Raw genomic sequence first — 25,489 nt, forward strand, 5'->3', positions numbered from 1 at the left:
GCCCCCGCGCCTTCGCGGTCGGCCCGCCGCCCTTGGGGGGACCCGCCATGTCGGGGATGGAGGCGGGGTGGCGACGGGCCGCCATGCAACGTGGGCGTTGCCGCGCGCTCGGGCGCGGCGGGGGATCGCGTTTCACGCCATCGCGCGTGGCACACTCACGGAGCAGTCGTTGAAGTGATCCTGCCGTCCGGCGTACCGGTTCAGTGCGGACTGGTCGGCACCGAACCGGCCACGGGGGGCAATGCAACCTAGCGGATGCCGTCCAGCACCGCCTTTTCGCTTTCGCCCAGCAGCAGGTCCAGGTCGAGCAGCAGCAACAGCCGCCCTTCCAGCTTGCCCACGCCGCGAATGAAGTCGGACCCGCCCCCCTCTATGACGGCGGGAGGCGCCTCCACCGTGGAGGCGGGCAGGCGCAGCACCTGGGACACCGAATCCACGATGAACCCGGCCACGCGGCCATCCATCTCCACCACCATGATGCGGGTCTTTTCGTCAGCCGCCCCGGCCCGCAGGCCGAAGCGCGCCCGCATGTCGATGACGGGAATGACCTTGCCGCGCAGGTTGATGATGCCTTCGACAAACGAGGGTGCCGCGGGCACGCGGGTAACCGGCATCATGCGGATGATTTCCTGTACCCGCAGGATGTCCACGCCGAATTCTTCTTCGCCCAGGGTGAAGGTGACGAGTTGCAGCAACCCGCCGTCTCCACCATCCAGCCGGAACTGGCCGGATATTCCCGTTACGCCCGATGCACCGGATGCGATGCCTTCGTGGGTGGTTTCCATGGCGCGCCTATGCCTGCTTCAGTTCTTCGACCAGGCGACGCAGCACCTGGGCCTGGTTGGACAGCTCGGATACCGCCTTGGCCGCCTCGCGCATGGCCTGCGCCGTTTCGGCAGAGATGGTGCTGACCTGCTCCACCGCCCGGTTGATCTCTTCGCTGGCGGCAGACTGCTGCTCCGACGCGGTGGCGATGCCGCGCACCTGGTCGGTGGCCGAATCCACCAGCGCCACGATTTCCTTCAGCGACGCGCCGGAGTCCTGGGCCAGGCGGGTGGTTTCCTCGATGGCGCGCACCGAGCGGTCCACATTGTCCATGTTCTTCTGGGCGCCCTGCTGGATGCCCCGGATGGCGCTGCCCACCTCGCTGGTGGCCTGCATGGTCTTTTCGGCCAGCTTGCGCACCTCGTCGGCCACCACGGCAAAACCGCGTCCCGCGTCACCGGCGCGGGCCGCCTCGATGGCGGCATTCAGGGCCAGCAGGTTGGTCTGGTCGGCGATGTCGGAAATGACGTTCATGATCTGGCCGATGGCCTCGGCCTGTCGGCCCAGGTCTTCCATGTCGCGCTTCAGGTCCATGGACTGCTGCTGCACCTGCGAGATTTCGCGCACCACGTTGTTCACGATGTCCGCGCCCGATTCGGCCTTGTTGCGGGCGTTTTCGGATGAGGTGGCGGCGGTGCCCGCGTTGCGGGCCACTTCCAGCACCGAGGCGTTCATTTCTTCCATGGAGGTAGCGGTTTCGGCCACGCGCTTGGACTGCTCTTCCGCGCCCCGGTCGGACTGTTCGATCTGGGCGGAAAGTTCTTCAGAGGCGGAGGACACCACTTCCACCACGCCTTCCAGCTTCTGGGCGGCCTGGATCATGCCTTCGCGCCTGGCATTTTCCGCCTGCTTGCGGGCTTCCTCCGCCGCAGCGGTGGCGGCCACGGCTTCGCGCTCCTTGGCCTCGGCCAGCACGGTCTTTTCGTCGGCCTCGGCGATCTTGCCCTTGAGGGTGGCCACCATGGCCTGCATGGCCTGATACACGCCGGACAAGGGTCGCTCGGAGCGGAAGCTCACGTTCAGGTTGCCTGCGGCGATCTCTGTCGAAACACCCTGCAAGTAGCCGGGATCTTCACCAAGCTGATTGAGAGTGGAGCGGATCAGGAACACGGCGGCCCCCACGCCGATCAGCAACGCCACGGCAACCAGCACGATGTTGACCTGCTGAGTGGTGGACACGCGTTCACCCGCTGCATCGCCGGAATCCTTGGAGCCCTTGTCGTTCATTTCCACGCAGCGGCGCAGGGCGGTAATGGCCGCGTCAAAAGCCGGCTTGAGCTCCTTCGTGTCCAGGGCCATGGCCTCTTCGGTGCGATTCTGGCGCGAAAGGGCGATCATCTTGTCCACCCCTGCCAGGTATTGCTCGAAATTCGAATTGTATTCCCGGAAGGCCGCACGTTCCTCTGGGGAAGAAATCAGCTTCTCGTAGAGCGTGCTGTTGGCCAACCGCCGCCCGTTGATGACCTTCAGGCTGCGCTCGATTTCCTCCATGGCGGATTCATCACGCGCAATGACGTGCTGCAATTGCTGGCGTCGTACTTCATTAATGTTACCACGAATATCTCCAACAGCCTTGATGCTTGGCATCCAGTTTTGCGTAAGATTAATGACATCACCAAGAATATCACGCAATTGAACAGACGAATACCCACCAACGCTTGCGAGAAGAAAAATTAGAACAACAAAACTTGAGATTAATTTCGCTTTCAACGTCATGATTCACTCCAATACATATTCAGTCCCACTCATTCCACGCCCCTGACACCATATTTCATACTTTTTGCAGCAAATTATAATTCATTGATAATGGCAAAAAAAATAATTCCATCATAAAGATATTCCCAATTAATCCGATCCGTATAAAATTAATTCATTTCGTATTCATGCATAACGCAATACATGAATTAAATATACACACAGCCAAACACAGACGAATGAACAGCACATACTGTCCTGTAACGCTACGCATGTTCGCATGCCATGACCTGAAAAAAACTTTTTACATAACCCACTACAAACATACGCCCGACCCATCGACAAAAAAGTACATGCTTACAGACAAGACACTTGAAGCAACGCGCGGCCATCTTTTCTGAAATAGACTTTTGCGTACATGGCCTTAGGGATCGAAGATGGCGTGCGATACTTATAGTCTGTAGACTTATAGTCGTCAACGCAGAACCTGAATGGATTCCCGCAGCCACTGGAGGAAGCCATGCCAGGATACTCTGCTCAAGAAAAACAGCATCTTATTGCGCTAGGGAGCACAATCCGCCAGGTTCGTGAAACACTCGGCTGGTCACAGGAGCAGTTGGCCGAAAGAGTTGAGTTGCACCGCACCTACATTGGTGGTGTGGAGCGGGGTGAACGCAACCTGTGCCTGCTGAACATCCTTGCCATTGCCGAGGCCATGGGGATATCGCCGGGCAGGCTCATCGACAGGGCCTTCCCCGTACGCGTCGGCGGCGTTCCCGATTCTGCTGATGCCACGGCGCGGGGCGGCGGCTCCGGCAACCGCTGACCCGCACCCCGCGCTTGCCGCCAGCGCTTCGTGGGGCGAACCATCTGCCGCGCTGTCCCTTGGTCCTTTCGCCCATTCTTCCGGTGTTCCGAAGGAAGGTGCTTCCGCAAGACCAGTCCTGCCGGACGCCTTGCGGCAACGCCGGAAAATAACGCCTCCGGAACGAAACTTGCCTCGTCCTGCCCAGCCCGAAGACCGGGCAAAACCTTCCGCCGCCGTTCGTGTTGCGGCATGACACCCGGGGCCATGCCCCGGGCAGACCCGGGAGGGCAGACGGAGGACGCATGAGCATCGAAAACCACGGAGGAATCTCTGGCACGGGGTGGGACCCGTGGCACGGCAAAGGCAGAGGCTGGGGCAGAACCACCAGCCGCCTGGCAGGAGCCATGATGGCGGAGCTGGATGCCGACGACGACGGCAGCCTTTCCGTCACCGAATCACAACTGTCCGAGTCGGCGTTTGCCGAACTGGACAAGAATGACGACGGCGCGGTCAGCAGTCGCGAACTGCGCGCCGGGCTGCGCAGCAAACGCGACGAACTGATAGATCTGATGCGGTCGGAACCCGGTGATGCATCGTCCGTTCCCGGCGCGATGTCCGGTCCCACTGCGGAGCAGGCGGCAGCGATGGCCGGGCTGCTCGTCGAAAAGGGCGATACCGACGGCGATGGCGCACTCTCCGCCGCGGAAACCGGCCTTGCGGATGACATGTTCACCAGCCTGGACACCGACGGCGACGGGCTGCTCTCTTCCGGCGAGCTTTCCAGCGCCGCACTGGCGGGCGCCATCGCCGCCACCCTGGACGGCAAGCTGGCCGTGCGCCTGACGGCCCCCGCCACCCGACAGGATGCCGACACCACGGATTCCACCGATCCCACTGACGGGGGCACGGACACCACCGCCACAGCCGCCAGTGGGGCTGCCGCCGACACGGCGACCGCCCAGGGCAGTACGGTGGGGGCCATGGCTGCGCGCATTGCCCAACGCATCGTGGAAACGTTGGACGCAGACGACAGCGGCGGGCTGTCGCAGTCGGAATCGGGCCTGGATCAGGACCGCTTCGCGCAGCTCGACACGGATGGCGACGGCAGCGTCACCGCCAATGAATTCGGCGGATCGTTGCAACAGATGCTGGACGTCATGGGCGCACTGCACGCGCTGAGTTCCGTGGCGCGCAACAGCTATGGCCGCCGGGCCTACGGCATGGCCGCGCACGAGGCCATGGACCGGTACGAGGGCAACATGGGCGGCCTGATGACCGCCCTGTTCGAAACCGCTCCCACCGGCAGCACGGGCGCCACCACCGGGTCATCCAGCGCCGTTGCCGCCACTGGCGGCTCCGCATCGGGTGACGCGGGCACCTCCACCGATGCCTCGTCCGATGCCGTAGGCGACATTGCCGACGTGCTGGCGGACGCAGCCGCCGCCGAAACGGAACAGACAGGCGTGGGGGCAGCCACGGGGGCAGCCGAAAGCACGGCCTAGCCCGCCTCCCTTACCTCACGCACACATCGCCAGCCGGGTGGGCTTGTTGCGGCCCATCACGCCCAGCCCCCCGGCGGGCCATGCGACAGACGCCTGCCTGCCCATCACGGGCGGGCCGCACATGCAGCAGGCCTCCCCATGGCGGCGGCCTCCAACGGTCGCCTGCCATCCCCCACCGTTCCCGCCGCCGCTCGCACCACCCGGCAAGCTTTGCCGTTGGTGCGATTCTTGCTTTTTCGCGACCGTGCCGCATGGTGCGGCACGCTTTTCCTGCCCTCGGGCTGCGGGCGAGCACGGCGCTGCGCACATGAGGTACGTTAGGAGGTACTCATGAGCATATCAGGAATACGTTCCAGCAGTTCCACGCTACAGGAATTGCTGGCGTCCTGGGGCAGCGACCAGACGTCGCAGATTACCCAGAGCGCCACATCGTCATTGACCAGCCTGTTCGGCGGGTCCGACGACAGCGAAGGCACCACGCAGGCCAGCGGGCTGTTCAGCAACCGCGACAAGCTCATCGCCATGATGCAGGACGGCGAGGAAGGCTCTGCCTTTGCGCAGACGGCATCGCTGCTGGGCCAGTTGGACAAGGACGTCAGCGGCGGGCTTTCGCTGGACGAATCGGGGCTGGAACAGGAATCGTTCGACGCGCTGGACTCCGACGGTGACGGCACGGTGACCGGCTTCGAACTGGAGGCCGCCCTGAAGTCGGGCGTGGCCAGCGTTGGCGATGACGGCACGCTTTCCGTGGATGCCTCCGCCGCATCCGATGCCGCCGCGCAGGCATACGCCTCGCTTACGGCCATGATCATGGGCCTTGCGGATTCCGATAAAAGCGGCGACCTGACGCAGGAGGAATCCGGGCTGGATGACGATACGTTCAGCCAGTACGACCTTGACGGCGACGGGGTGATCACCGGCGACGAACTGAGTGCCGCCATCGAAAACGGCGTGGCCTCCTCGTCCGAATCCGACTCCACCCTGGCCGCGGCGGCTTCCGGCTCGTCGGCCAGCAGCGCGTCCGGTTCATCGAGCGAGGACGAAGAAGACGAAGAATACGACGACCTGGACACCAACAAGGACGGCGTGGTTTCCACCGAGGAACTCGCCGCCGCCATCCCCGGCTATGCCGAGGCGCTGCGCCTTGCGCGCGGCGAAAACGGGTCCGATTCTTCCACCTCCGAACTGCGGCGGGCCATGAATGCCTACGGCAGTGCGGGCGGCTTCGACTTCTCCAGCCTGTTCGCCTCCTCGGACTCGACGACGATGTCCGCTGGCATCTCCGGCCTGCTGGAGGAAATTGCCTGACCGGAAGTGTCCTGTCCGGCGTATCCATCGCACCGTTGCTGCATGCAATGAACAACGCGGCGCTGCCCTTTCGGGAGCGCCGCGTTTTTGCGTGCCGTATGGAGAAGACAGGGAAGACGGGGAAAGACAGGGAAAGACGGAGACATGTGGCGTCAGGGGGCGTCAGTTGGAGACAGACGGGGCCAGACGACCGCAGATGCAAACAATCACCACGCAGGCGCGGCACAGGTGACGGAGCGGGCTACCCCTGCGGCGCACCCATGGCCGCGCGCGCCTGTGCCAAACAGGCGGCGACATCGTCCGCGCCCACGATTTCGGAAACCAGCGCGCAGCACCGCGCGCCGTGCGCGGCAACCTGCCCGATGTTATGCAGCTTGATGCCGCCAATGGCCACGAAGGGCAGCGCAATGTTGCCCACAACCCAGTCCAGGTATTCGAAGCCCACCGGTGCGCAGACGTCCTTCTTGGTCTTGGTGGCGAAAATCGGCCCCACGCCGATGTAGTCCGCCCCGCTTGCCACGGCAGCGCGGGCCTGCTCCGGCGAATGGGTGGACAGCCCGATGATGCGCCCCGGCCCCACCAGTTGCCGCACCGCTGGCACGGGCAGGTCCCCCTGCCCCACGTGCACGCCGTCGGCGTCGCACAGCATGGCGATGTCCACGTGGTCGTTGACGATGAAACAGGCACCGGCCTCGCGGGTCATGCGGCGCAACTCCTGACACTCGCGCAGCATCTCCCCGGCGTGCTTGTCCTTTTCGCGGTACTGCACGATGCGCGCGCCCCCGCGCAGCATGGCGGCCACCACGTCCACGGCGGACCGCCCGCGCGACAGCCCGTCATCGGTCAGGCAGTAGATGTCGGCCTCCGGCGTGCTGCCGGGAAGGATGCGCGGCATGGGATGCTCCTTGGGGTTGATGACTGAATTCTGCCCAGTACGACGATGCATGGCACATCAGGCACGACGGACATCGCCAACCTTCCGCAGACGTTACGGGATTTGCACACCCTGTAAACGCGGGCAGGGTGGGCAGAGGCAAGGAAAGCCGGTTTTCCGCAAGGGGAGTGTGCGCCAGCCGTTAGGTGAGCTTGCGAACCTTACGGATGGCGACCGCAGAGCGCTCTTCGGTACGTGACCCGCGCGGAAAGCCTGTTTGACGCAGCATATGCCCGCCCTGACGCCGATTACACAAAGCCGGGGCAAGGGCCAAGTATGTGGGCAATAACCGCATCCGCCTGCATGGCCGCCGCCATGGTCACGCGCGGGGCCAGCGGCGGCAGGTCATGGCCCACCTCGCTGGTGAAGTCGCCCACCAGCACCATGCGTTCGCCCATGCGGCGCATCTGCATGGCCGGGCCGCCCCAGCCGCCCATGCCGGAGGCGGACACCACGAAGGCGCCCATTTCCAGCGCGGCCTCCACGAACATGCGCTTGGCTTCGGGGTCGTCCAGGGCCTCCACCAGAATGTTGCAGCCCGCGAACACGTCGGCCACGTTGGTGGGGGTCAGGTCCACGCGCCGGGCGGTGACCACCAGGCGGGGTTCGATGACGCGCAGGCTTTCGGCCAGGGCGTCCACCTTGGACTTGCCGAGATGAAACGGCTGGTACTGCTGGCGATTGAGGTTGGAGGGTTCGACCACGTCGCGGTCGGCCACCACGAGACGACGCAGGCCGCTGCGCACCAGCATGGCGGCGCAGTTGGAGCCAAGGCCCCCTGCCCCCGCGATGCCCACGCGGGCCGCGGCCATGCGTTCAAGGTGGTCATGTTCGAGATACCGGGCGAGACCGTCGGAAAGAATGCTCACGAAAGCTCCTGAAAGGGGGGGATTGCGGCGCGAATGCCCCGCCTCGCCCGTCCCGCGTGCACGTCCGGCCTTATGGAAGGCGTCAGGCGTGGCCCGGGGCGCCTGTCAGCAGGCTGCCGGGCTGGGGGCTTCAGACGAGGTGCGTCGCGCGGCGCACGCTATCCCACACCCGTACCCGCCGTCCAGCACCGATTCCCAGTCCTTATACACCGGCTGGTAGCCGCGCGCGGCAATGGCCTCGGCCATGTCGTCGGCGCTGCGCGGATCGGAAATCTCGAACTGCGGGGTGGCGCCATCCCCATCCCCCTGCCCGTCCGCATCCGTATGCGTGGCGTGACCGCCCACGGCGGTGCTCACCCCGGCGGACATGCGGGTGACGCCAAGGGGAATCAGGTTGTCGCGCAGGCCTGCCCGTTCTCGGGTGGACACGGTAATGCCCGCGCTGGGCATGAAGATGCGGTAGGCCAGGATGACCTGCACCAGATCGCGGTCGGATACCGTGTGGGCAGGCTGGAAGGCCCCGGCGTGCGGGCGCAGGCGGGGCACGGAAAAGCTCACGTCCACATAGGGGTAGTGGCGTTGCAGCCACTGGCCGTGCAGGGCGGTGAAAAAGGCGTCACGCCGCCAGTCGTCCAGCCCCAGCAACGCCCCCAGCCCCACGCCGCGCATGCCCGCGCGGGCGGCGCGCTCCGGCGCGCCCAAGCGGAAATGGTAGTCGCGCTTGGGTCCGGCGGGGTGCAGATCCGGGTACAGTACCTCGTTGTAGGTTTCCTGGAACATGGTCATGCCGTCGATGCCCGCGTCCACCAGCAACGCGTACTCCTCATCCGTCAGCGAATAGACCTCCACCGACAGCGAGGGGAACAGCGGGGCCAGCAGCCGCGCGGCGTGGGCGATGTAGTCCGGCCCGGACATGTGGCGCGCATCGCCGGTGAGCAGCAGCAGATGGCGCAGCCCGGTGGCGGCAATGGCCGTGCCCTCGGCCACGATTTCTGCGTCCGTCAGGCGCTGGCGGGGGATGTGGTTGCGCGCGTTGAAGCCGCAGTACCTGCACTGGTTGGTGCAGTGGTTGGAAAGGTACAGCGGGGTGAACAACTGGATGGTGCGACCGAAGTGGCGCACGGTCAGTTCGCGGGCGCGACGGGCCATGGGCTCCAGTTGCGTGGCCGCCGCCGGTGAAAGCAGGGTCAGCAGGTCGTGCGGGGAAAGACGTTCCTTGCGCAGCACGCGGGCAACATCGTCCGGGGTGGCAACATCCATGAAGGCGCGCAGGGGGGCGTCCGCCACGTGGGGGGTCCATTCGCGGACCACGTCGTACATGCTCATGTCCTGCTCCTTGTGCGGAAAGACGCGGGGGACGGCAAACGCGGGATAAAGACAGGTCAGCCAGACCGGTCAAACAAATCGGCCAGGCAGACTGAGCAGGCAGACTGGGCAGGCACTGCGGGCAGGCTGGCATGCCCCGCCGCAACGTCCGCCCCTTCGCCGCTATTCCCCCAGAAAGCCCGTCAGCGGCGACGAGGCGCTGGCCCCGTCCGCAGTCGCCGTGGCCACCGGCCCCGCGCCCGAACGATACGCCGCGCGCCCGGCGCGCACCGCCTCGCCAAAGGCGCGGGCCATGGCCACCGGGTTGCCCGCCGTGGCGATGGCTGTGTTCACGAGACACGCGGCGGCGCCCATTTCCATGGCCTCGCAGGCCTGCGAGGGCTTGCCGATGCCCGCGTCCACGATGACCGGCAGGTCGATTTCCTCGATGAGCACGCCGATCATCTCTGCCGTGCGCAACCCCCGGTTGGTGCCGATGGGCGCGCCCAGCGGCATCACGGCGGCGGCTCCGGCGTTGACCAGGTCGCGCGCCACGTACAGGTCCGGGTTCATGTACGGCAGCACCACAAAGCCTTCCCTGGCCAGCGTTTCCGTGGCGCGGGCCGTGGCGTAGCCGTCCGGCAGCAGAAAGCGGCTGTCGGAAATGATCTCGATCTTGATCCAGTTGCCGCACCCGGCGGCCTGCGCCAGCCGGGCGATGCGGACGGCCTCTTCGGCCGTCCGCGCGCCGGAGGTGTTCGGCAGCAGCCGCATGTGCGGCGGAATGTGGGCCAGCACGTTGGATTTGGGATTGGCCAGATCCACGCGCCGCAGCGCCACGGTGATGACCTGGGAGCCCGAGGCCCCGGCCACGTCAGGGATGAGGGAGTCGGTGCCGTACTTGCCGGTGCCGATGAAGAGGCGGCTTGTCAGAGCCGTCCCTCCGATCACCAGCGTGTCGTTGTCGTGTGTGTCGTGCGTCACTAGCCCCCTCCCACGAAGTGCAGTAGTTCGAGTTCGTCTCCCTGATCGAGCCGGGTGGCCCCGTACTCCCCGGACTTCACGATGGCGCGGTTGCGCTCGACCACAACGGCCTCGGGCCGCAGGGCCATCTGCTCCAGCAACTGGAGCAGCGTCGTGCCGGTTTCGCATTCCATCTGCTGTCCGTTCACGCGTATCGTCATTGCCGTAAATCTCCGCTGCCGCGACGTTCGAGAAAGCGAAGGGAGCCTGCGAATGGCAAGCTCCCCTTTGATGGCCCGAAGGCGAGGAAGCTTCCCTACGGCAGGATGACCTGCATCAGGTTCTCGGGGTCGGAAGGTTGCCCTTCCCTCTCAGCCCGCACGGGCTCCCCCAGCTTCGCGTTATGGCGCGTCCGGCGCGCGGTTTTTCCCGCTTTGCTGCGGCGGGCGAACAAAAAACGCCCGTCGCAGGGTGGACGGGCGTTTCCGGCATTTCGGGCGCGGTACGCTCAGCTTCCCTACGGCAGTGTAAACTGCTTCAGGTTCAGAGGGTCTGGAGGCGTGCTCCACTCTCAGCCCTACGGGCTCCCCTAGCTGAATGAGTGATCAATACCCCCGGCGCGGGGGGATGTAAAGCGCTAATCGGCGACAGCGACGCCACGTAGCGCCGGGCAATGCCGCCGTGGCATTTTTTGCCAATGCATCCAGCATGGTGCGCGCGGCAGGTACCTACGCCGCAAGCAGGGCATGTTCATGAGGCGGGCGCGACAAACGCGCCCGCCTTCCTGCAAATCATGATCCGACAGGGCGGCAGGCCGAATGCTCCCGAATGCTCCCGAATGCACCCGGACGCACTACACGAACCTACCGCACCACCAGCACCGAGCAGGCGGCGTGCGACACCACCTTGGCCGCCACGCTGCCCAGCAGGAACTTTTCAAGCCCCGTACGGCCGCGGCTGCCGGTGACGATCAGGTCCACGCCTTCCTTCTTCGCCAGTTCGATGATGTTGTCGGCGGGAGAACTGCCGCCTTCCAGCACCGAACGCAGGGCCATGCCCTTGGACTTGGCGATGTCGACGGCCTTTTCCAGCGCCTTGGCGGCCACCGCCTCGTAATGGACGGAAAGATCGACGGGAACGGCGATCTCGCCCATGTCCAGCGGCTGTTCGGCCACGGCAAGGGCGATCAGTTCCGCGCCGCCCTTCTGGGCCAGTTCCACCGCCTTGGCCACGGCCTTTTCGGAATACTGCGACGAATCGACGGCAACGAGAATCTTCATGGCTCCTCCTTTCCGGTGTTCCGGCAGTCCGGATAAAGCGCGCCACACCCCAGCGGGTGGCACGCGTGGCAGCGGAGGAAGCGTCCGTGAAGCGTCAGGCGGAGGGTAGGTCGGCGGAAAGGATCGTCGGAAGGGAAACCATCGGAGAGAACGGGCCGACTTCGTGACGGCAGGAACAAACACGGACGCGGAGGGAAAGCAGGCACTCTCCCCTACCTTTCCTATATGACGCGATGTCGCCAGCGGCAATGGATTTTCGCCCCGCGCCGCCATCTTTCCGCAAGAGGGCGGCGCACGCCAACGGAAGGCCACCTACACGCCACCGGCGGACCACCAGCGAGCCACTGCCGGGCCGCCAGGGGGAGCAACGCGGCATGGTCGCGGCACTCGCGGGGGAAGACGCCCGACGCCGAGTGGCGAAGGACGGTAAAGGGCGGCGAAGGGCGATTCCGAGGGGCTCGGCCCTTCACCGTTCTCCGTCCCCCCGCATCAGCGCCGGGTCACGCACCAGATGCCGCACAGCACGCAGGCCACCCCGGCCAGATGCGCCCAGCCCACCGGCTCGCCCAGCAGCAGTGCGGAAAAGCCAAGGGCGCTCACCGGCAGCACGGCGGTAAAGGCCCCTGCCGTTCCCGCGTTCACGCGGGCCACGCCCCGAAACCAGAAAATGTATGCGGCCACGGTAATCACCGCGCCATAGTACCCCACCAGCAGCCAGCCGGTGATGTCCAGTTCCGCCACGCGGTGCGCCTGTGGCAGGGCCAGCGGCAAAAACTGCACCGCGCCGAACAGCGTGCACGCCGTGGACGCGGCCAGCGGCGAGACGGGCGTGCGCAGGGTGCGCCCCAACAGCAGGAACAGGGTTTCGCAGCACACCGCGCCCAGCACCAGCAGCAGGCCGATGCCGTCAACACCCGACGCCGCCAGTCCCGACACAGCCAGACCCGCCGCATCGCCGCCCGCCGCGCCGGGAACAGGCGCCAGCCGCAGCACCAGCACCCCGGCCACGCAGCAGGCGATACCCGCCAGCGTGCGCGCGCCGGGACGTTCGCGCAGCAGCACCAGCGAGGCCAGCGCCATCACCGCCGGGGTCGTGCTGGTCACCACGCCCGCCGCCGCCGCATCCAGCCGGGCCACCCCGGCCAGCAGCAGCACGTTGAACAGCAGCGAACCTGCGGCGGCCTGCAGGAACAGCACGCCCCAGTCGCGCAGGGGCAGGCACGGCAGGCCGCCTTCGCGCCGGTACAGCAGCGGCACGGCGATGCAGGCGGCCACCAGAAAGCGCAGTTCCTGCACCAGATGCGGCGGCAGCGTCAGGGAAACGAAGCGCGCCGCCGCCACCGACGAACCCACGATGACCATGGCGGCGGTGAGGTCGAGATACGCGCGCCATGCGGAACCGTGCGCCGCCCCGGCGGCGGGCAACGGCGGGCGCACGGTGACGCGGGGCGAGGTTGCGAGGACGGGGAACGATGGCGTGGGCTGCGGGAGCGAGCCTGGCGTGTCTGCCGCCGCGGCGTCAGGCGCAGCGGAAGGCGGGGTGGCGGAGGGCGTCGCGCCCGTGGACGTGAACTCAACGGCGAGGGGCGCTGCCTCCGCCATCTCTGGCATCTCCCCCATCTCTGTATGGGCGGCAGGCGTCTGCGCCTGCGCAGCCATCCGGCGCGGTGTGTGCGTGGTCATGGGAATCCTCCGTGGAAATCCTGTTTTCCACGAAGGCTACGGCCCATGTGCCGCGCGCGTCTTGAAGCATCTTGCGGAATCTGGCCGGGGTCACGCCCACCTGCGCCCGAAAGGCGCGGGTAAGATGGCTCTGGTCGGCAAAGCCTGCCGCTGCCGCTGCCTCGGCGGGCGTGGTTCCTGCGGCCAGCAGGCCACGCGCCCGGCGCACCCGCGCCTGCACCAGATAGGCGTGCGGGGGCAGCCCCACGGCTGCGGCAAAGGCGCGGGCGAGATGGAACGGGCTCAGGCAGGCCACCCCGGCCAGGTCCGCCAGCCGCACGTCGTCGGCGCAGTGGGCGTCCAGATAGTCGCGGGCGCGGCGCACGGCCACGGGTTCCCCATCGGCACGCAGCGCACGGGCGGCGGGCGCGCGCTGTGCCGCATGACGGGTTATCCAGCGGGCAAGTACGGCGGAAAGCCGTATTTCCTGCGCCAGTGTGGGCATGCATGGCCCGGCGCGTTCCATGTCGCGGTGCAGGGCGTCGATGGCCGCCGCCAGTTCCGGGTCGTCCAGGACGCCGCTGGCGAAATCGGGCAACGCGCCATGCGGCAGCCCCGCCTCTTCCCCGGCCATGCGCACGATGTCCGGGTCGAGGTAGAACATCCGGTAGGCCCAACCCGCATCGCCAGCGTCACCCGCACCACGGCCGTCGTGCGTTTCTCCGGGGGCCACCAGGTTCACCGCGCCCCGGGCGGCCACGTGGTCGCGCCCCAGATAGCGGAAACGCAAGGCCCCCCCCTCTATGACGCCCAGTGCGTACCCCTCGTGAAAATGCCGGGAGAACACCTGACGCGTATAGCGGGCCCGCAACAGATCCAGCCCCGGCAGGCGCGAGGCGGCCATCCAGGACACATCGTCCTTCGGGGCTGCATTACCCTTCGGGGCGCGAGGCGCGGGCGAGGTATCGGTTCTGGTGGTACAGGCGCACATGCATCTCCTGTGCGGCAGACGGCTCGGAAACGCAAGCCCCTCCGCGTGCGGGCACGCGGAGGGGCTGCAAGGGGATGAGGCGGAGAGAGATGTTACGAACGGCTGGCAGCTTCCATGGCCGCACCTGATGCGGGAGTGGCCGCTTCCGCCTGCCCCGCCGAATCGCCACGCCCTTCCCGTTCCAGTTGTTGCCCATGTTGCTGCATGCCCCGAGCGTAGCGTTCGGCCAGAATGGAGCACACGAACAACTGCAACTGGTGGTAGAACATGATGGGCAGCACGATGACCCCCAGCGCCGGGTGCGCGCCGAACAGCAGCCGGGCCATGGGCACGCCGGAGGCCAGGGTCTTCTTGGACCCGCAGAACACGGCGGCGATTTCGTCCGGCTTGTCGAAGCCCAGCGCGCGGGCCACCACGGTGTTCAGCACCAGCACCACCAGCAGGAACAGGGCCGCACCGCCGATGGTCAGGGCCAGCAGGTCCATGCCGTGGTCGCGCCACAGGCCGCCCCGCACGGAATCGCAGAACGAGTTGTACACCAGAATCAGGATGGCCACCTTGTCGAAGGTGTTCACCTTCTTCTTGTGGCGGGCGATGAAGCTGCCCAGCCAGGGGCGGGCCAACTGCCCCAGCACGAAGGGCAGGAACAGCAGCCCGGCGATGTTGATCATGGCGTCGGTGAGCGACAGGGCCCCGCCCTGCGCACCGGCGGCCAGGGCGATGATCACCGGCGTCAGGAAGATGCCCAGCAGGCTGGACAGGGTGGCGTTGAAGATGGCCCCCGGCACGTTGCCGTGGGCGATGGCGGTCATGGCCACCGAAGAGGATATGGTGGACGGCAGCGCGCACAGGTACAGGAACCCCAGCATCAGGTCCGCCGGGACCAGGTCGTCGAAGGCGAAGCGAAAGCCGAACCACAGCAGCGGAAACACCACGAAGGTGGTCAGCTGCACCATGGTGTGCAACTTCCAGCGGGACATGCCGTGGCGCATGCTTTCGGGCGAAATGCCCGCGCCGTGAAAGAAAAAGATCAGGAAAATACCGGCGTTGCCCAGCATGTCGGCGTGCAGCGTGCCGCCGCTGGCCCCAAGGTCGGGCAGCAGCGTGGCCAGGGCCACGGCGCCCAGCATGCCGGCCAGAAACCAGTCCTTGGCCATCCGTCGTGCGTACTTTGCAAACATGGTCGTCTCTCCATCAAGTCTGGGGGTCGGTGGGCGGCCAGTGTGCCGCCCGCACCAGACATCTAGCCACCCGCGCGCCTTCCTGCTATCGACACGGAGACAAGATATGTCGGGAATACGCCAAAGAGTGTTTTTCCACTCCCGCTCAGCCGCCCCCTGCTCTTCCGAATACGCGCGGCACCCGATGTTCCACGACTGACGAAGGACCGCCGCATGACCATCCCCCGCGCCATACCCGACATCGCCGCCCTGCCCCGCCCGGTGTTCGCCCGGGCGGAATCGCTGTCCGCCGGGTCGTGGACCCATCCGCACAGCCATGACTGGGTACAGTTCAGCTATGCCGTGCACGGCGTGCTGGAGATACGCACCCGCCACGGCAGCCACATGGCCCCGCCGCAGCGGGCCATCTGGATACCGGCAGGACTGCCGCACGAGGTGATGACCAGCGGCCCGGCAGAGCAGCGCAGCATGTACATAGATCCCGCCGCACTGGCCCCGTTGTGGGATGCCATGCCCACCCGCTGCCGGGTGGTTGAAGTGACGCCGCTGGCCCGCGAACTGGTGCTTGCCTTCACGCAACTACCCAGGAACTATGACGAGCACGGCGCGCACGGGCGGCTGGTGGGAGTGCTGTTGGACGAACTGGTGGCCCTGCCGGAGGCCGGGCTGTCGCTGCCTCTGCCTGCAGATGCCCGGCTGGCCGCCCTGTGCGAGGCCATGCTGGACGCCCCCGGCGAGGACCATTCCCTGCCGCGCCTGGCCGCACGGGCAGGCATGAGCGACCGGACCCTGACCCGGCTGTTCCGGGCCGAGACAGGCCTTTCACTGCGCGAATGGCGCCAGCGGGCCCGCATGCTGGCCGCCCTGCCGGAACTGGAACGGGGACGCGGGGTCACTGCCGTGGCGCTGGAGATGGGCTACGATTCCACCTCTGCGTTCATCGCCGCCTTCCGCCAGTTGATGGGCCGCACGCCGGGGGAATTCTTCAGCCACACGGCGCGGGAATAGCCGCGCGACCTCATTCGCGCACCGCCACTAGCCACCCCGATCGCCCCAGTCATCCAAGGTCCCCCACGTTCGCTTCGCCAGCGTCACAGTTTTGCCCCTCTGCCCGACAACGTAAAAACGCCGGGAAGGTTGCCCTTCCCGGCGTCGATCATTCAGTGGTGCCTATGCGGCTTTGTCTTCAGGGGCTGTTTCTAAAGCAGGATTTTCGTTCGTTGGCGAGGAAAACTAGCCTGCCATGAGGGAGTGCGGCAGCCGTTAGGCGAACTTGTGAGCCTTACGGATGGCGTCCGCAACGCGCTCCTATCGTATTCGACCGAGCCTTAGCCGTTAGGCGAGCGCGTTGCGCGAGTCTTACGGATAAGGACAGCAAAGCCATGGCAGGCGACGTTTGACCTCGTTGCGCACGATGTCCGTAGGGCTCGCAAGCTCGCCCAACGGCCACGCTTCGCGCCCTTCGGGTCGGAAGCCAACGGGCGAAAAGACAATTTGGAAACGGTCCCTATTCCTGCGCCCAGGCCTTGGCCCGCTCCACCGCCCGCTGCCAGTCGTGCACCAGCTTTTCGCGGGTTTCGGCGGACATGTTGGGTTCGAAGCGGCGGTCGAGCTGCCACATGGCCTCGATTTCCTCTTCGCTCTTCCAGAAGCCCACGGCCAGACCGGCCAGATAGGCCGCGCCCAGCGCCGTGGTTTCCGTCACCTTGGGGCGTTCCACCGGCACGCCCAGCACGTCGGCCTGGAACTGCATCAGCAGGTTGTTGCGGGTTGCGCCGCCGTCGGCCCGCAGGGCCGCCAGCTTGATGCCCGCGTCCTTCTGCATGCAATCCATGATATCCAGGGTTTGCAGGGCGATGGATTCCAGCGCGGCGCGGGCGATGTGGGCCTTGGTGGCGCCACGGGTAATGCCCACCATGGCGCCGCGCGCGTACTGGTCCCAATGGGGCGCGCCAAGGCCCGCGAAGGCGGGCACCAGGTACACGCCGCCGTTGTCCGGCACGCTCAGGGCCAACTGTTCCACTTCGGGCGCGGCCTTGATGATGCCAAGGCCATCGCGCAGCCACTGCACCACCGCACCGGCGATGAACACGCTGCCTTCCAGGGCGAAATAACGCCCCGAAGGGGTGGCCCAGGCCATGGTGGTCAGCAGGTTGTTCTTGCTGGCGTGCACTTCCTTGCCGGTGTTCATGAGCATGAAGCAGCCGGTGCCGTAGGTGTTCTTGGCCATGCCGGGCTTCAGGCAGGCGTTGCCGTAGGTGGCGGCCTGCTGGTCGCCCGCGTTACCGGCAATGGGAATGGCCTTGCCCAGGAATTCCGGATGGATGTCGCCCACCACTTCGGACGAGCGAGTCACCGTGGGCAGCATGGAGCGCGGCACGCCCAGAATGCCCAGCAGTTCGTCGTCCCACTGGCCGGTGTTGATGTTGAACATCAGGGTACGGCTGGCGTTGGATTCGTCGGTGGCGTGCACCTTGCCCTTGGTCAGGTTCCAGATGAGCCAGGTGTCGATGGTGCCGAACAGCAGTTCGCCCTTTTCGGCCTTGGCGCGGGCGCCGGGCACGTTTTCAAGGATCCAGCGCACCTTGGTGCCGGAGAAGTAGGCGTCAAGCACAAGGCCGGTCTTCTGGCGAAAGGTGTCGGCCAGGTCACGCGCCTTCAGTTCGTCGCAGAAGCCCGCCGTGCGGCGGTCCTGCCACACGATGGCGTTGTACACCGGCGCGCCGCTGGCCTTGTCCCAGACCACCGTGGTTTCGCGCTGGTTGGTGATGCCCGCGGCGACCACCTGCGAGGCGTCAATGCCCGCCTGCTTCAGGCAGTCACGCATGACCCACGATTCGGTGTCGAATATCTCGTTGGCGTTGTGCTCCACCCAGCCCGGCTGCGGGTAGATCTGGGTGAATTCCTTCTGCGAAATCTGGATGATGTCGCCTTCGCGCGAGAAAAGGATGGCGCGAGAGCTGGTGGTGCCCTGGTCAAGTGCGAGAACGTACTTGGTCATGTCGTGCTACTCCCTGGGTTGGGGTATTGCGGCACGGGCGGCGGGGTTGCGTCCCGGCCGCCCGTCGGGAACACTTGCAACGAATGCAAACCGTGATTTCCTGTCCACATGCATGGCTATTGCCCTGGCATGCGCAAAAAAGGACGGTTTACACCACCACTAGGCGGACTGGGCCTTGTGCACGGCGCCCGTGGTCCAATCGTAGATGAACGCGCCGAGCGGGCCGCCGATCAGCGGGCCGACGATGGGCACCAGCACGATGCCGGGCTCCATCAGGTTGGGCTGGGTAAAGCCCGCCACCAGGGCGAAGAAGCGCGGACCGAAGTCGCGCGCGGGGTTGATGGCGTACCCGTGCATGGCGCCAAGGCTCATGCCGATGGCCACCACCAGCAGCGCCACCAGGATGCCGCCGATCCAGCCGATGTTGTTCTTTCCCGCGAAGTCGCCGATGGCGAGAATGCCGAACAGCAGCACCGCCGTGCCGATGATCTGGTCGATGAAGCCGGGCAGGTAGGACGTGGTGATGGCCGGGAAGGTGCAGAAGATGCCTGCGGTGCTGGCCAGTTGCGGGTCGGCGCCGATCCACTTGGCGTGGAAGTCGGCGAACACGATGGCCGCGCCGACAAAGCCGCCCGCCACCTGCGCGATGGAATACGGCAGCACCTTTTTCCAGGGGAAGCGACCCGTGGCCGCCAGCCCCAGGGTGACGGCGGGGTTGATGTGCGCGCCCGAGGGCAGGCCGGCCATGATGCCCAGCAGCACGGCAAGACCCCAGCCGAAGGTGATGTTGTCCCAGGTGATGTTCAGGCTCTTGCCGAAAAGCACGGTCATGGCCACGTTGCCGGCGCCGAAGATGATAAGGACCATGGTGCCCATGAATTCGGACACCATTTCCCGTCCCAGCGAAAGTTCCTTCATAGAATCCTCCTGATGGTACACCCTCTCTTGGATACGCGGAGTACCCTGCGTTCTCCGCGCGATGGTCGGCACCCTTGCGGGTGCCCATCCCGCCACGTCCATCCGTAACGCCGGATGTCGGGCGGGTCAGGCGGCCTGGGAGTTGCGTCCCTCCTTGCGACACGCCGGGTCTGCACCAACCCGGTGAATCCGTTGACGGTTCAAATCTCGCCTGCGCGGCGGGCCGGGCCGCCTCGTGCCATGTTCCGGGCAACCGCCCGGAAGTTCTGCCAGGCATGGCACGGTGACTGTCCCGTGGCGACCCTTGCGCCGCGCGCATCTTCCGTATCGCGGGGCGGGCAGGGACCACGCCCTCCCCACCCCGCGTGGCAAACCTTAATCCCTGGGCGCGCGCCACCCCGAAAGATACGTTTCGAGGTATTGCAGTTCCGCGTCGGTCCGGGCTGCATCCCAGCCGAGTTCGGCGGCCATGACCCGGGCAACGCCCGGCGCGGCCTGAAGCGTGTGCTCCACATCCAGCAGCCCCATGGGCAGGCGGCGCACCAGCACGTCCACAAGCTTCATGGCCAGTTCGTTGCGCACGATGAAGGCAACTTCGGCCATGATGTGCGGGTGGTCGGGGTGCACCCGGTCGCCCAGGTTCTCGTCGCGGGCGATGGCCAGCACCTGGCCTGTTTCGTCGCCATAGGTGCCGTGCAGCGCCTTGGCCAGTTCCGCCGACACGCCGTATTCGCGCGCGATTTCGGTGTGGCCGCCGGGGATGAACCCGCGCGCGCCCACGACCTTCAGGTGGCGGGTCACGCAGGGGCGCGTCAGGTTCAGGCCGAAGGCCACGTCGGCGCGGTCCACGGTATCCTGGGCCATCATGCGGTAGCTGGTCCACTTGCCGCCCGCGATGGTCAGCAGCCCGGCGGGCGAGACATCGATGACGTGGGTGCGGGCCAGTTCCTGGGTGCTGCCCTTGCCAGGCGCGAACACCAGCGGCCGCAGCCCGCTCCACACCGCGCGCACGTCGCCCCGCGTGACGGGCCGCGACAGGTACTTGCTGGCGTAGCGCAGCAGGTAGTCGATGTCGGCCACGTCGGGCACGGGATCGTGCTCGGGGTTGGCGTGCTCGTCCGTGGTGCCGAAGACCACATGGTTCTGCCACGGTATCATGAACAGCACGCGGCCGTCTTCGGTTTTGGGAATCATCAGCGACAGGTCCGGCGGGGTGAAGCCCGCCTCGAGCACGATGTGGATGCCCGAGCTGACCTTGAGGATTTCATCCGCGCCGGGGTCGTCCATGCGGCGCACGGTGTCGGCCAGGGGACCGGTGGCGTTGATGATGCCCCTGGCGCGCAGGGTCCACGTTTCGCCGGTAAGCATGTCGCGCAGTTCCGCACCGCGCAGCCGCCCGCCTTCCTTGATCAGGTGGGTGACTTCCACGTGGTTGCAGCAGGTGGCCCCGTGGGCGTTGGCGGTGCGCGCCAGGGCCACTGCCATGCGCGCGTCGTTGAACTGGCCGTCCCAGTAGGTGACGGCGGCCTTGTAGTCGCCCATGCGCAGGGTGGGGAACATGCGTTCCGCCGCCCGCTTGCTTACGAACTTGCTGTGCCCAAGGCCAAGACGCCCGGCCAGCAGGTCGTACAGGGTAAGCCCCGCAAACATGTAGCCCGCGTCCTTCCAACTGGGCACGGGCGTCAGCAGGCGCACCGCGTGGGCCAGATGGGGGGCGTTGGCCAGCAGAAAGCCGCGTTCGCGCAGTCCTTCACGCACCAGGCCGAACTGTTCGCGGTCGCACTGCAGCACCGCCTTTTCCAGGTAGCGCACCCCGCCGTGCACCAGTTTGGTGCTGCGGCTGCTGGTGCCCTGCGCGAAGTCGGCCCGATCGACCAGCGCGACGTCCAGCCCGCGCGTTGCCGCATCCACGGCCACGCCGCAACCGGTAGCCCCGCCGCCGATCACCAGAAGATCGAATTCGCGACCGGACTTCAGTCGTTCCAGCAACCCTGACCTGTTCATGCATCTCCTCCGTGTTCCCGATCGAGCAGGCGCAACGCGGTGCTTTCGTCCGTGACCAGCACATTGACGAAGCCGCCGGTAAGCGCCGCCCTTATGATCGCAGTCTTGTTCTCGCCGCCCGCGGCGGCGATGGTCATTGGTATGGAGCGCACCTCGTCGAGGCTGGGCCCCATGAAACAGGCGTTCATGGGGTGTTCGACGGGCACGCCGGAAGCGTCGACGAAGGTGCCGAACACCTCGCCGACGGCCGTGGTGCGCTGCAACGAGCGCACGTCATCCTGGGTTATGGCGCCGAGCACCGCGTTGGTGGCGTCGGGGGCAAGCTGGCCTATGCCGATAAGCGCCACGTCCACCCGCACCGCCCGCGCGTACACGGAACGGAACAGCTCCTGCGACTTCAGCAGGCGGCACGATTCCGGGCTGGGGGCAAACATGGGCGCGGCAATGTAGTAGGTCTGCGAGGCGGACAGGCGCCGCGCGAAAGTGGCGACTATTTCGTAGGGATTGATCACCACGCTGTAGGGCAGGCCGCCATACAGCGAAACCACCGTAAGACCCTGGGCGGGCTTGCGCGGAACGGCGGTGGCGGCGGCGGCAACGGTGGTGCCCCAGCCAAGGCCCAGCGACGAACCATCGCGCAACACCCCGGAAAGGTACTGGGCGGCGGCGTGGCCAAGATTGCGATTGAGCGATTTCTGCGAAGGCGGGGTGGGTATGACCACGGCGCGGCGCAGGCCGAAGGCGGCCTCCATGCTGCGCTCGAGCTCGTAGCAGACGGCCCGGTCTGCGTTGACCAGAATCTGCACGTAGCCTTCGTCGCGGCAGACCTGGAGCAGCCTGTTGACGCGCACCCGGCTGATGCCCAGCCAGTCGGCCACGTCGGACTGGGTCATGCCCTCGACGTAATAGGCCCAGGCTATGCGGCTGAGCAGCGCGCGCTCCATGGGGTCGTGCATCATCTGCGTCTCCTGCCGCGCACGGCGGCGGAAGGTGGTACCGCAGACCCTGCGCGCGTTCCCTGTTGCTGGTCCGGAAGCGGTGCGAAACACCGGCTTTCGTCATGGCGCGCGGCCTGCCCGGCACTTTTGTTCACAGAGCGTACATATGTCACTTTTCTGCGTCATGGCAACAAAAAACTTGGAATGGCGCACAATATTTTTTTGACATAAAAAGCAAACACTCATGCTTCTAGAAAGTTATGACGCGCAATTCGCTAGTTTCCCGCAAGAGCATTCACTCCTGATTTTGAATGCACCCACAGCGTTGGCGCACGGCCCACAAAAAACCGGCGGCTCCTGGGAGCCGCCGGGGCTGGAAAATGCGCAGGGGCCGCCCTGTGGCGGCCCCTGCCAGGTGAACCGGAGCGCACGGCTCAGGTCGACAGCGGTACAGACGGTCAACCGCCTGCGTTCCGTTGCGCATCACCGCGCGACGGTACGGTCTGGCGTCATGTGCATGGGCACGGGGGTGATACCCGAACCACGTCAGACAGGAATCACTTCGTATGCCGCCGTTCCCATCTTCAAGGCTTTCATGTGCGCAAGCTGGTGCAGGCCGCTACGGCTTTCAATGCGCTCCACCAATGCCTGCCGCTCGACCGCAGGGAGAGCGTACACCATGTCCACCGAAGCCTGATCCACGGCAAGGATATCCGTCGACGCAAGAATGCCGATGTCCGGCGTGACCACCGGGGCAGCGGAGACGCCCGCGCAATCGCAGTCCACGGACATGTTGCGCAGCACGTTGATGTAGGTAATGCGGGGGCCGAAGTGATCGACGATGGCCTTGCCCCCCTCGACCATGCGCTCCATGAAGTTCGGCCCACCGGACCACAGTTCCGCGCCTTCCCTGTGCAGTTGCTCCTTGCCCACCTTGCCGGAAGCGCAACCGATGGCAATGTTCTTCAAGGAACCGCCGAACCCGCCCATGGTGTGCCCCTTGAAATGGGTCAACACCACCATCGAGTCGTACCGCGTGATGTTCCTGCCGACTGCCAGTTCGCTGATCCACTTGCCCCCGGCAACCGGCAGATTGACGTCGCCATCCGCATCCATGATATCCACGGGGCAAAAATCCCAGCCGTTCGTGGCCAGTGTCTCCCTGTGCCCTTCCGTGGTCTGGCGCGGGCTGGGGTACAGCACATTGCACTCCACCATGGTGGGGTTGGGCACATCGGGCAGCAAGGCCCGGACCCATTCCCGGGGGATGATGTTCGGGCCGTTCGGCTCGCCGGTATGCACCTTGACCGCGACCTTGCCGCGAATCCCCTGATTTACCCTGGCGTACAGCTTGCGCAGGCCCTCTGCGCTCAGGTCCCTGCTGAAAAAAACCTCGGCCTTCGCTTCCTGGGCGGCAAACACGGGGTCCACGGTCCGCAACGTCCGCGCGACGGCGACGGTACCGAGAGCGACGGCCCCACCCTTCAGGAAATCACGGCGTGACACTGGCTTTGACATGTTACTGCTCCGCTATGAAGACGTTGATGGCCGTGAGGGACATGGCGCCTCCGGGCCGGGGCTGAAAAGGCCGGGTGGAAAACGCATGCATCCTCCACCCCCACCGCACACGGGACTTCTCTGTCGTATCTACCTCCACTGTCGACCGTGACATATACCCGATTCTGTCTTTTTCTTGCACAATACTGCGCAGCTGTTCCCGCGCCCATGCCTGCAACCCTGCATTCCGGTGCCCGCAACCCGTTGGCGGAATTCGAACAAACGAAGCGGTCGCTTTCGGAAGCACCATTTCCGGACACGCAGAAAGGCCCGGTCACGCCATGACCGGGCCTTTCGTTTCCTTTCCCGTACATTCGGAAGGGTATGCCGACATCCCCAGAAGGACCGGCAACCCTCATCCGAAGGTCCCCTCTTTCCCGCGCGAGCGGAAAAAGAAAAAAGCGAGGCCCACCGTGGCGGCCCCGCTTTCATGCGTGCAATTTCGTGCTGATGCGCCTAGAACGGCACGTCGTCCATGCCGCTGGCTTCGGAGGGGAAGGCCGGCCCGAGATCCTCGTCCGCGCCGTAGGGATCGCCCTGCGGGGCCTGACGGCGCTGGCCGCCCTGCCCGCCCTGGCCGCCACCCTGCCCACCGGACTGCTGCTGACCCTGTTGGTAGGACCGCCGGGGTGCGCCGCCGCCTTCGGCGGGCTGGGCGCCCGCGCCTTCACCGCGCCGGTCAAGGAACTGGACGCGCTGGGCCTTGATTTCGGTGGAGTAGCGGTCCTGGCCGTTCTGGTCCTGCCACTTGCGGGTTTGCAGGCTGCCTTCGACAAAGACAAGGCTGCCCTTGCCGAGGTAGTTGGCGCAGTTTTCCGCCGCGCGCTGAAAGACCACCACGGTGTGCCACTCCACGCGGTCGACCTTGTTGCCGTCGCGGTCGGTGTACGATTCGTCGGTGGCGATGCGCAGGTTGGCGATGGGGGTGCCGTTCTGGGCGTAGCGCAGTTCGGGGTCGCGGCCGAGACGTCCTATGATCATGACCTTGTTGAGCATGCGTATTTCCTTGCGATGGTCTGCTTTGTCTTGCGGGGGGAGGGACGGCGAACGCCATCCCCTATGGGGTGATACCGTGGGATGCGTTTTGTCGCAACCGTGATGCGCGGCGAAGGCAGGCCTTGGGCATCCCCTGCCCTGCCCGAGCGGGACCGCACACCAGCATGAATCTTGCGGCTCTACCCTGCCTATACCCTACCCCAACCAAAAAGTTTGTGGGAGGGGAAGGGGTCGGGGATCGGCCAGTCGTTCTGCGCCGGGGTGGGGGGCGATTCGTTCATCGGCAGCGACTTCATTGCGCTGTTCGAATGCATCCGCGACTACGACGCCACCGAGGCGGTGCTGGTGCTGGGCGAGGTGGGCGGCACGGCGGAAGAGGACCTGGCCCGCTGGGTAACCGCCACCGGCTTCGCCAAGCCGGTGCTGGGCTTCATCGCCGCGCGCACGGCCCCTCCGGGCCGCCGCATGGGCCACGCCGGGGCCATTCTGGACGAGGCCACCGGCGGGGTGGATGGCAAGTTGCAGGCCATGCGCGACGCGGGCTTTGCCGTGTGCCCCGACCTGGCCAGCCTGCCGGAACGGGTGGCCCGCGCGCTGGGGCGGTAATGACGCACTGTCCGGGCGTAGGCCTTCAGGGCGCGACAGAACCGCTGAAAGTTGTTGGATAGGTAAAACACACGGGGGCTTGCCGCAGGTTGGCAGGCCCCCGATTTTTTTCGCGGGTGGGGGGATGCGTCAGTCCGCCAGTCTGC

Annotated in this window: 21 protein-coding genes, 1 pseudogene and 2 riboswitches; of the genes and pseudogenes, 5 read left to right on the top strand and 17 right to left on the bottom strand. The window is 65.9% G+C overall.

What is annotated here, in order from left to right:
• Positions 1-248: 248 nt before the first annotated feature.
• Together DESTE_RS04275 and DESTE_RS04280 are read right to left on the bottom strand one after the other, a co-directional pair.
• Complete coding sequence (locus DESTE_RS04275; protein ID WP_156925268.1) at positions 249-785, bottom strand: chemotaxis protein CheW; 537 nt, start codon at positions 783-785, stop codon at positions 249-251.
• Positions 786-792: 7 nt separating this feature from the next.
• The gene (locus tag DESTE_RS04280) at positions 793-2,541 is read right to left on the bottom strand and encodes a HAMP domain-containing methyl-accepting chemotaxis protein (protein ID WP_035065372.1); all 1,749 of its coding nucleotides are present in this window, start codon (positions 2,539-2,541) and stop codon (positions 793-795) included.
• A 499-nt stretch (positions 2,542-3,040) separates the two neighbouring features.
• Between DESTE_RS04280 and DESTE_RS04285 the strand changes: the two genes are divergently transcribed.
• From DESTE_RS04285 to DESTE_RS04295, 3 genes are all read left to right on the top strand, one after another.
• Positions 3,041-3,346 carry a helix-turn-helix domain-containing protein gene (locus DESTE_RS04285; RefSeq protein ID WP_084559357.1) on the top strand — a complete coding sequence of 102 codons (306 nt, stop codon included), beginning with the start codon at positions 3,041-3,043 and terminating at the stop codon, positions 3,344-3,346.
• A gap of 284 nt (positions 3,347-3,630) precedes the next feature.
• Complete coding sequence (locus DESTE_RS04290) at positions 3,631-4,830, top strand: EF-hand domain-containing protein (RefSeq protein WP_035065374.1); 1,200 nt, start codon at positions 3,631-3,633, stop codon at positions 4,828-4,830.
• A gap of 330 nt (positions 4,831-5,160) precedes the next feature.
• Positions 5,161-6,138: an EF-hand domain-containing protein gene (locus tag DESTE_RS04295; protein ID WP_035065377.1), complete on the top strand. Its 978-nt coding sequence runs from the start codon at positions 5,161-5,163 to the stop codon at positions 6,136-6,138.
• Between the two features lie 241 nt (positions 6,139-6,379).
• Here the strand turns inward: DESTE_RS04295 and thiE are convergent, their stop codons facing one another.
• The 9 genes from thiE to DESTE_RS04340 all read right to left on the bottom strand — a co-directional run bounded on the left by thiE (position 6,380) and on the right by DESTE_RS04340 (position 15,323).
• Positions 6,380-7,033: a thiamine phosphate synthase gene (gene thiE / locus DESTE_RS04300; protein WP_035065380.1), complete on the bottom strand. Its 654-nt coding sequence runs from the start codon at positions 7,031-7,033 to the stop codon at positions 6,380-6,382.
• Between the two features lie 287 nt (positions 7,034-7,320).
• Entirely contained in the window at positions 7,321-7,941 is a 621-nt protein-coding gene (gene thiF, locus DESTE_RS04305) for a sulfur carrier protein ThiS adenylyltransferase ThiF (protein ID WP_035065382.1), read from the bottom strand.
• 105 nt (positions 7,942-8,046) lie between these two features.
• Positions 8,047-9,267, bottom strand: a complete 1,221-nt coding sequence (thiH, locus tag DESTE_RS04310) for a 2-iminoacetate synthase ThiH (RefSeq protein WP_035065385.1) — start codon at positions 9,265-9,267, stop codon at positions 8,047-8,049.
• A 162-nt stretch (positions 9,268-9,429) separates the two neighbouring features.
• On the bottom strand, positions 9,430-10,230 hold the full coding sequence (locus tag DESTE_RS04315) for a thiazole synthase (protein ID WP_035065388.1): 801 nt from the start codon (positions 10,228-10,230) through the stop codon (positions 9,430-9,432).
• Entirely contained in the window at positions 10,230-10,430 is a 201-nt protein-coding gene (gene thiS, locus DESTE_RS04320) for a sulfur carrier protein ThiS (RefSeq protein ID WP_012611949.1), read from the bottom strand. The genes DESTE_RS04315 and thiS overlap by 1 nt, the downstream gene beginning before the upstream one ends.
• A gap of 75 nt (positions 10,431-10,505) precedes the next feature.
• Positions 10,506-10,611: riboswitch (TPP riboswitch) on the bottom strand.
• 95 nt (positions 10,612-10,706) lie between these two features.
• A riboswitch (TPP riboswitch) is annotated at positions 10,707-10,810 on the bottom strand.
• Positions 10,811-11,072: 262 nt separating this feature from the next.
• Entirely contained in the window at positions 11,073-11,489 is a 417-nt protein-coding gene (locus DESTE_RS04325) for a universal stress protein (RefSeq protein WP_035065393.1), read from the bottom strand.
• Positions 11,490-11,978: 489 nt separating this feature from the next.
• The gene (locus DESTE_RS04330; protein WP_245590723.1) at positions 11,979-13,091 is read right to left on the bottom strand and encodes a DMT family transporter; all 1,113 of its coding nucleotides are present in this window, start codon (positions 13,089-13,091) and stop codon (positions 11,979-11,981) included.
• The gene (locus DESTE_RS04335) at positions 13,063-14,055 is read right to left on the bottom strand and encodes an AraC family transcriptional regulator (protein WP_245590724.1); all 993 of its coding nucleotides are present in this window, start codon (positions 14,053-14,055) and stop codon (positions 13,063-13,065) included. The genes DESTE_RS04330 and DESTE_RS04335 overlap by 29 nt, the downstream gene beginning before the upstream one ends.
• 179 nt (positions 14,056-14,234) lie before the next feature.
• Entirely contained in the window at positions 14,235-15,323 is a 1,089-nt protein-coding gene (locus tag DESTE_RS04340) for a bile acid:sodium symporter family protein (RefSeq protein WP_035065396.1), read from the bottom strand.
• 213 nt (positions 15,324-15,536) lie between these two features.
• On the opposite strand from DESTE_RS04340, the gene DESTE_RS04345 reads away from it, so the two are divergent.
• Positions 15,537-16,331, top strand: coding sequence for an AraC family transcriptional regulator (locus tag DESTE_RS04345; protein ID WP_051384311.1), 795 nt, complete (start codon positions 15,537-15,539; stop codon positions 16,329-16,331).
• Between the two features lie 499 nt (positions 16,332-16,830).
• Here the strand turns inward: DESTE_RS04345 and glpK are convergent, their stop codons facing one another.
• The 6 genes from glpK to DESTE_RS04380 form a co-directional block, all read right to left on the bottom strand.
• Positions 16,831-18,324: a glycerol kinase GlpK gene (gene glpK / locus DESTE_RS04350; protein WP_035065401.1), complete on the bottom strand. Its 1,494-nt coding sequence runs from the start codon at positions 18,322-18,324 to the stop codon at positions 16,831-16,833.
• 159 nt (positions 18,325-18,483) lie between these two features.
• Positions 18,484-19,242, bottom strand: a complete 759-nt coding sequence (locus DESTE_RS04355; RefSeq protein ID WP_035065404.1) for an MIP/aquaporin family protein — start codon at positions 19,240-19,242, stop codon at positions 18,484-18,486.
• A gap of 375 nt (positions 19,243-19,617) precedes the next feature.
• Positions 19,618-21,246 carry a glycerol-3-phosphate dehydrogenase/oxidase gene (locus DESTE_RS04360; protein ID WP_035065407.1) on the bottom strand — a complete coding sequence of 543 codons (1,629 nt, stop codon included), beginning with the start codon at positions 21,244-21,246 and terminating at the stop codon, positions 19,618-19,620.
• Entirely contained in the window at positions 21,243-22,205 is a 963-nt protein-coding gene (locus DESTE_RS04365) for a sugar-binding transcriptional regulator (protein WP_035065409.1), read from the bottom strand. Before DESTE_RS04365 ends, DESTE_RS04360 begins: the two co-directional genes overlap by 4 nt.
• 525 nt (positions 22,206-22,730) lie before the next feature.
• Positions 22,731-23,702 carry a DUF362 domain-containing protein gene (locus DESTE_RS04370; RefSeq protein WP_035065412.1) on the bottom strand — a complete coding sequence of 324 codons (972 nt, stop codon included), beginning with the start codon at positions 23,700-23,702 and terminating at the stop codon, positions 22,731-22,733.
• Positions 23,703-24,197: 495 nt separating this feature from the next.
• Positions 24,198-24,737: a single-stranded DNA-binding protein gene (locus DESTE_RS04380; RefSeq protein ID WP_035065416.1), complete on the bottom strand. Its 540-nt coding sequence runs from the start codon at positions 24,735-24,737 to the stop codon at positions 24,198-24,200.
• Between the two features lie 231 nt (positions 24,738-24,968).
• On the opposite strand from DESTE_RS04380, the pseudogene DESTE_RS04385 reads away from it, so the two are divergent.
• Positions 24,969-25,343: pseudogene (locus tag DESTE_RS04385) on the top strand (succinate--CoA ligase subunit alpha); the annotation flags it as partial.
• Positions 25,344-25,489 lie beyond the last annotated feature (146 nt).

The organism is Nitratidesulfovibrio termitidis HI1 (assembly GCF_000504305.1).
Classification (GTDB): domain Bacteria; phylum Desulfobacterota; class Desulfovibrionia; order Desulfovibrionales; family Desulfovibrionaceae; genus Cupidesulfovibrio; species Cupidesulfovibrio termitidis.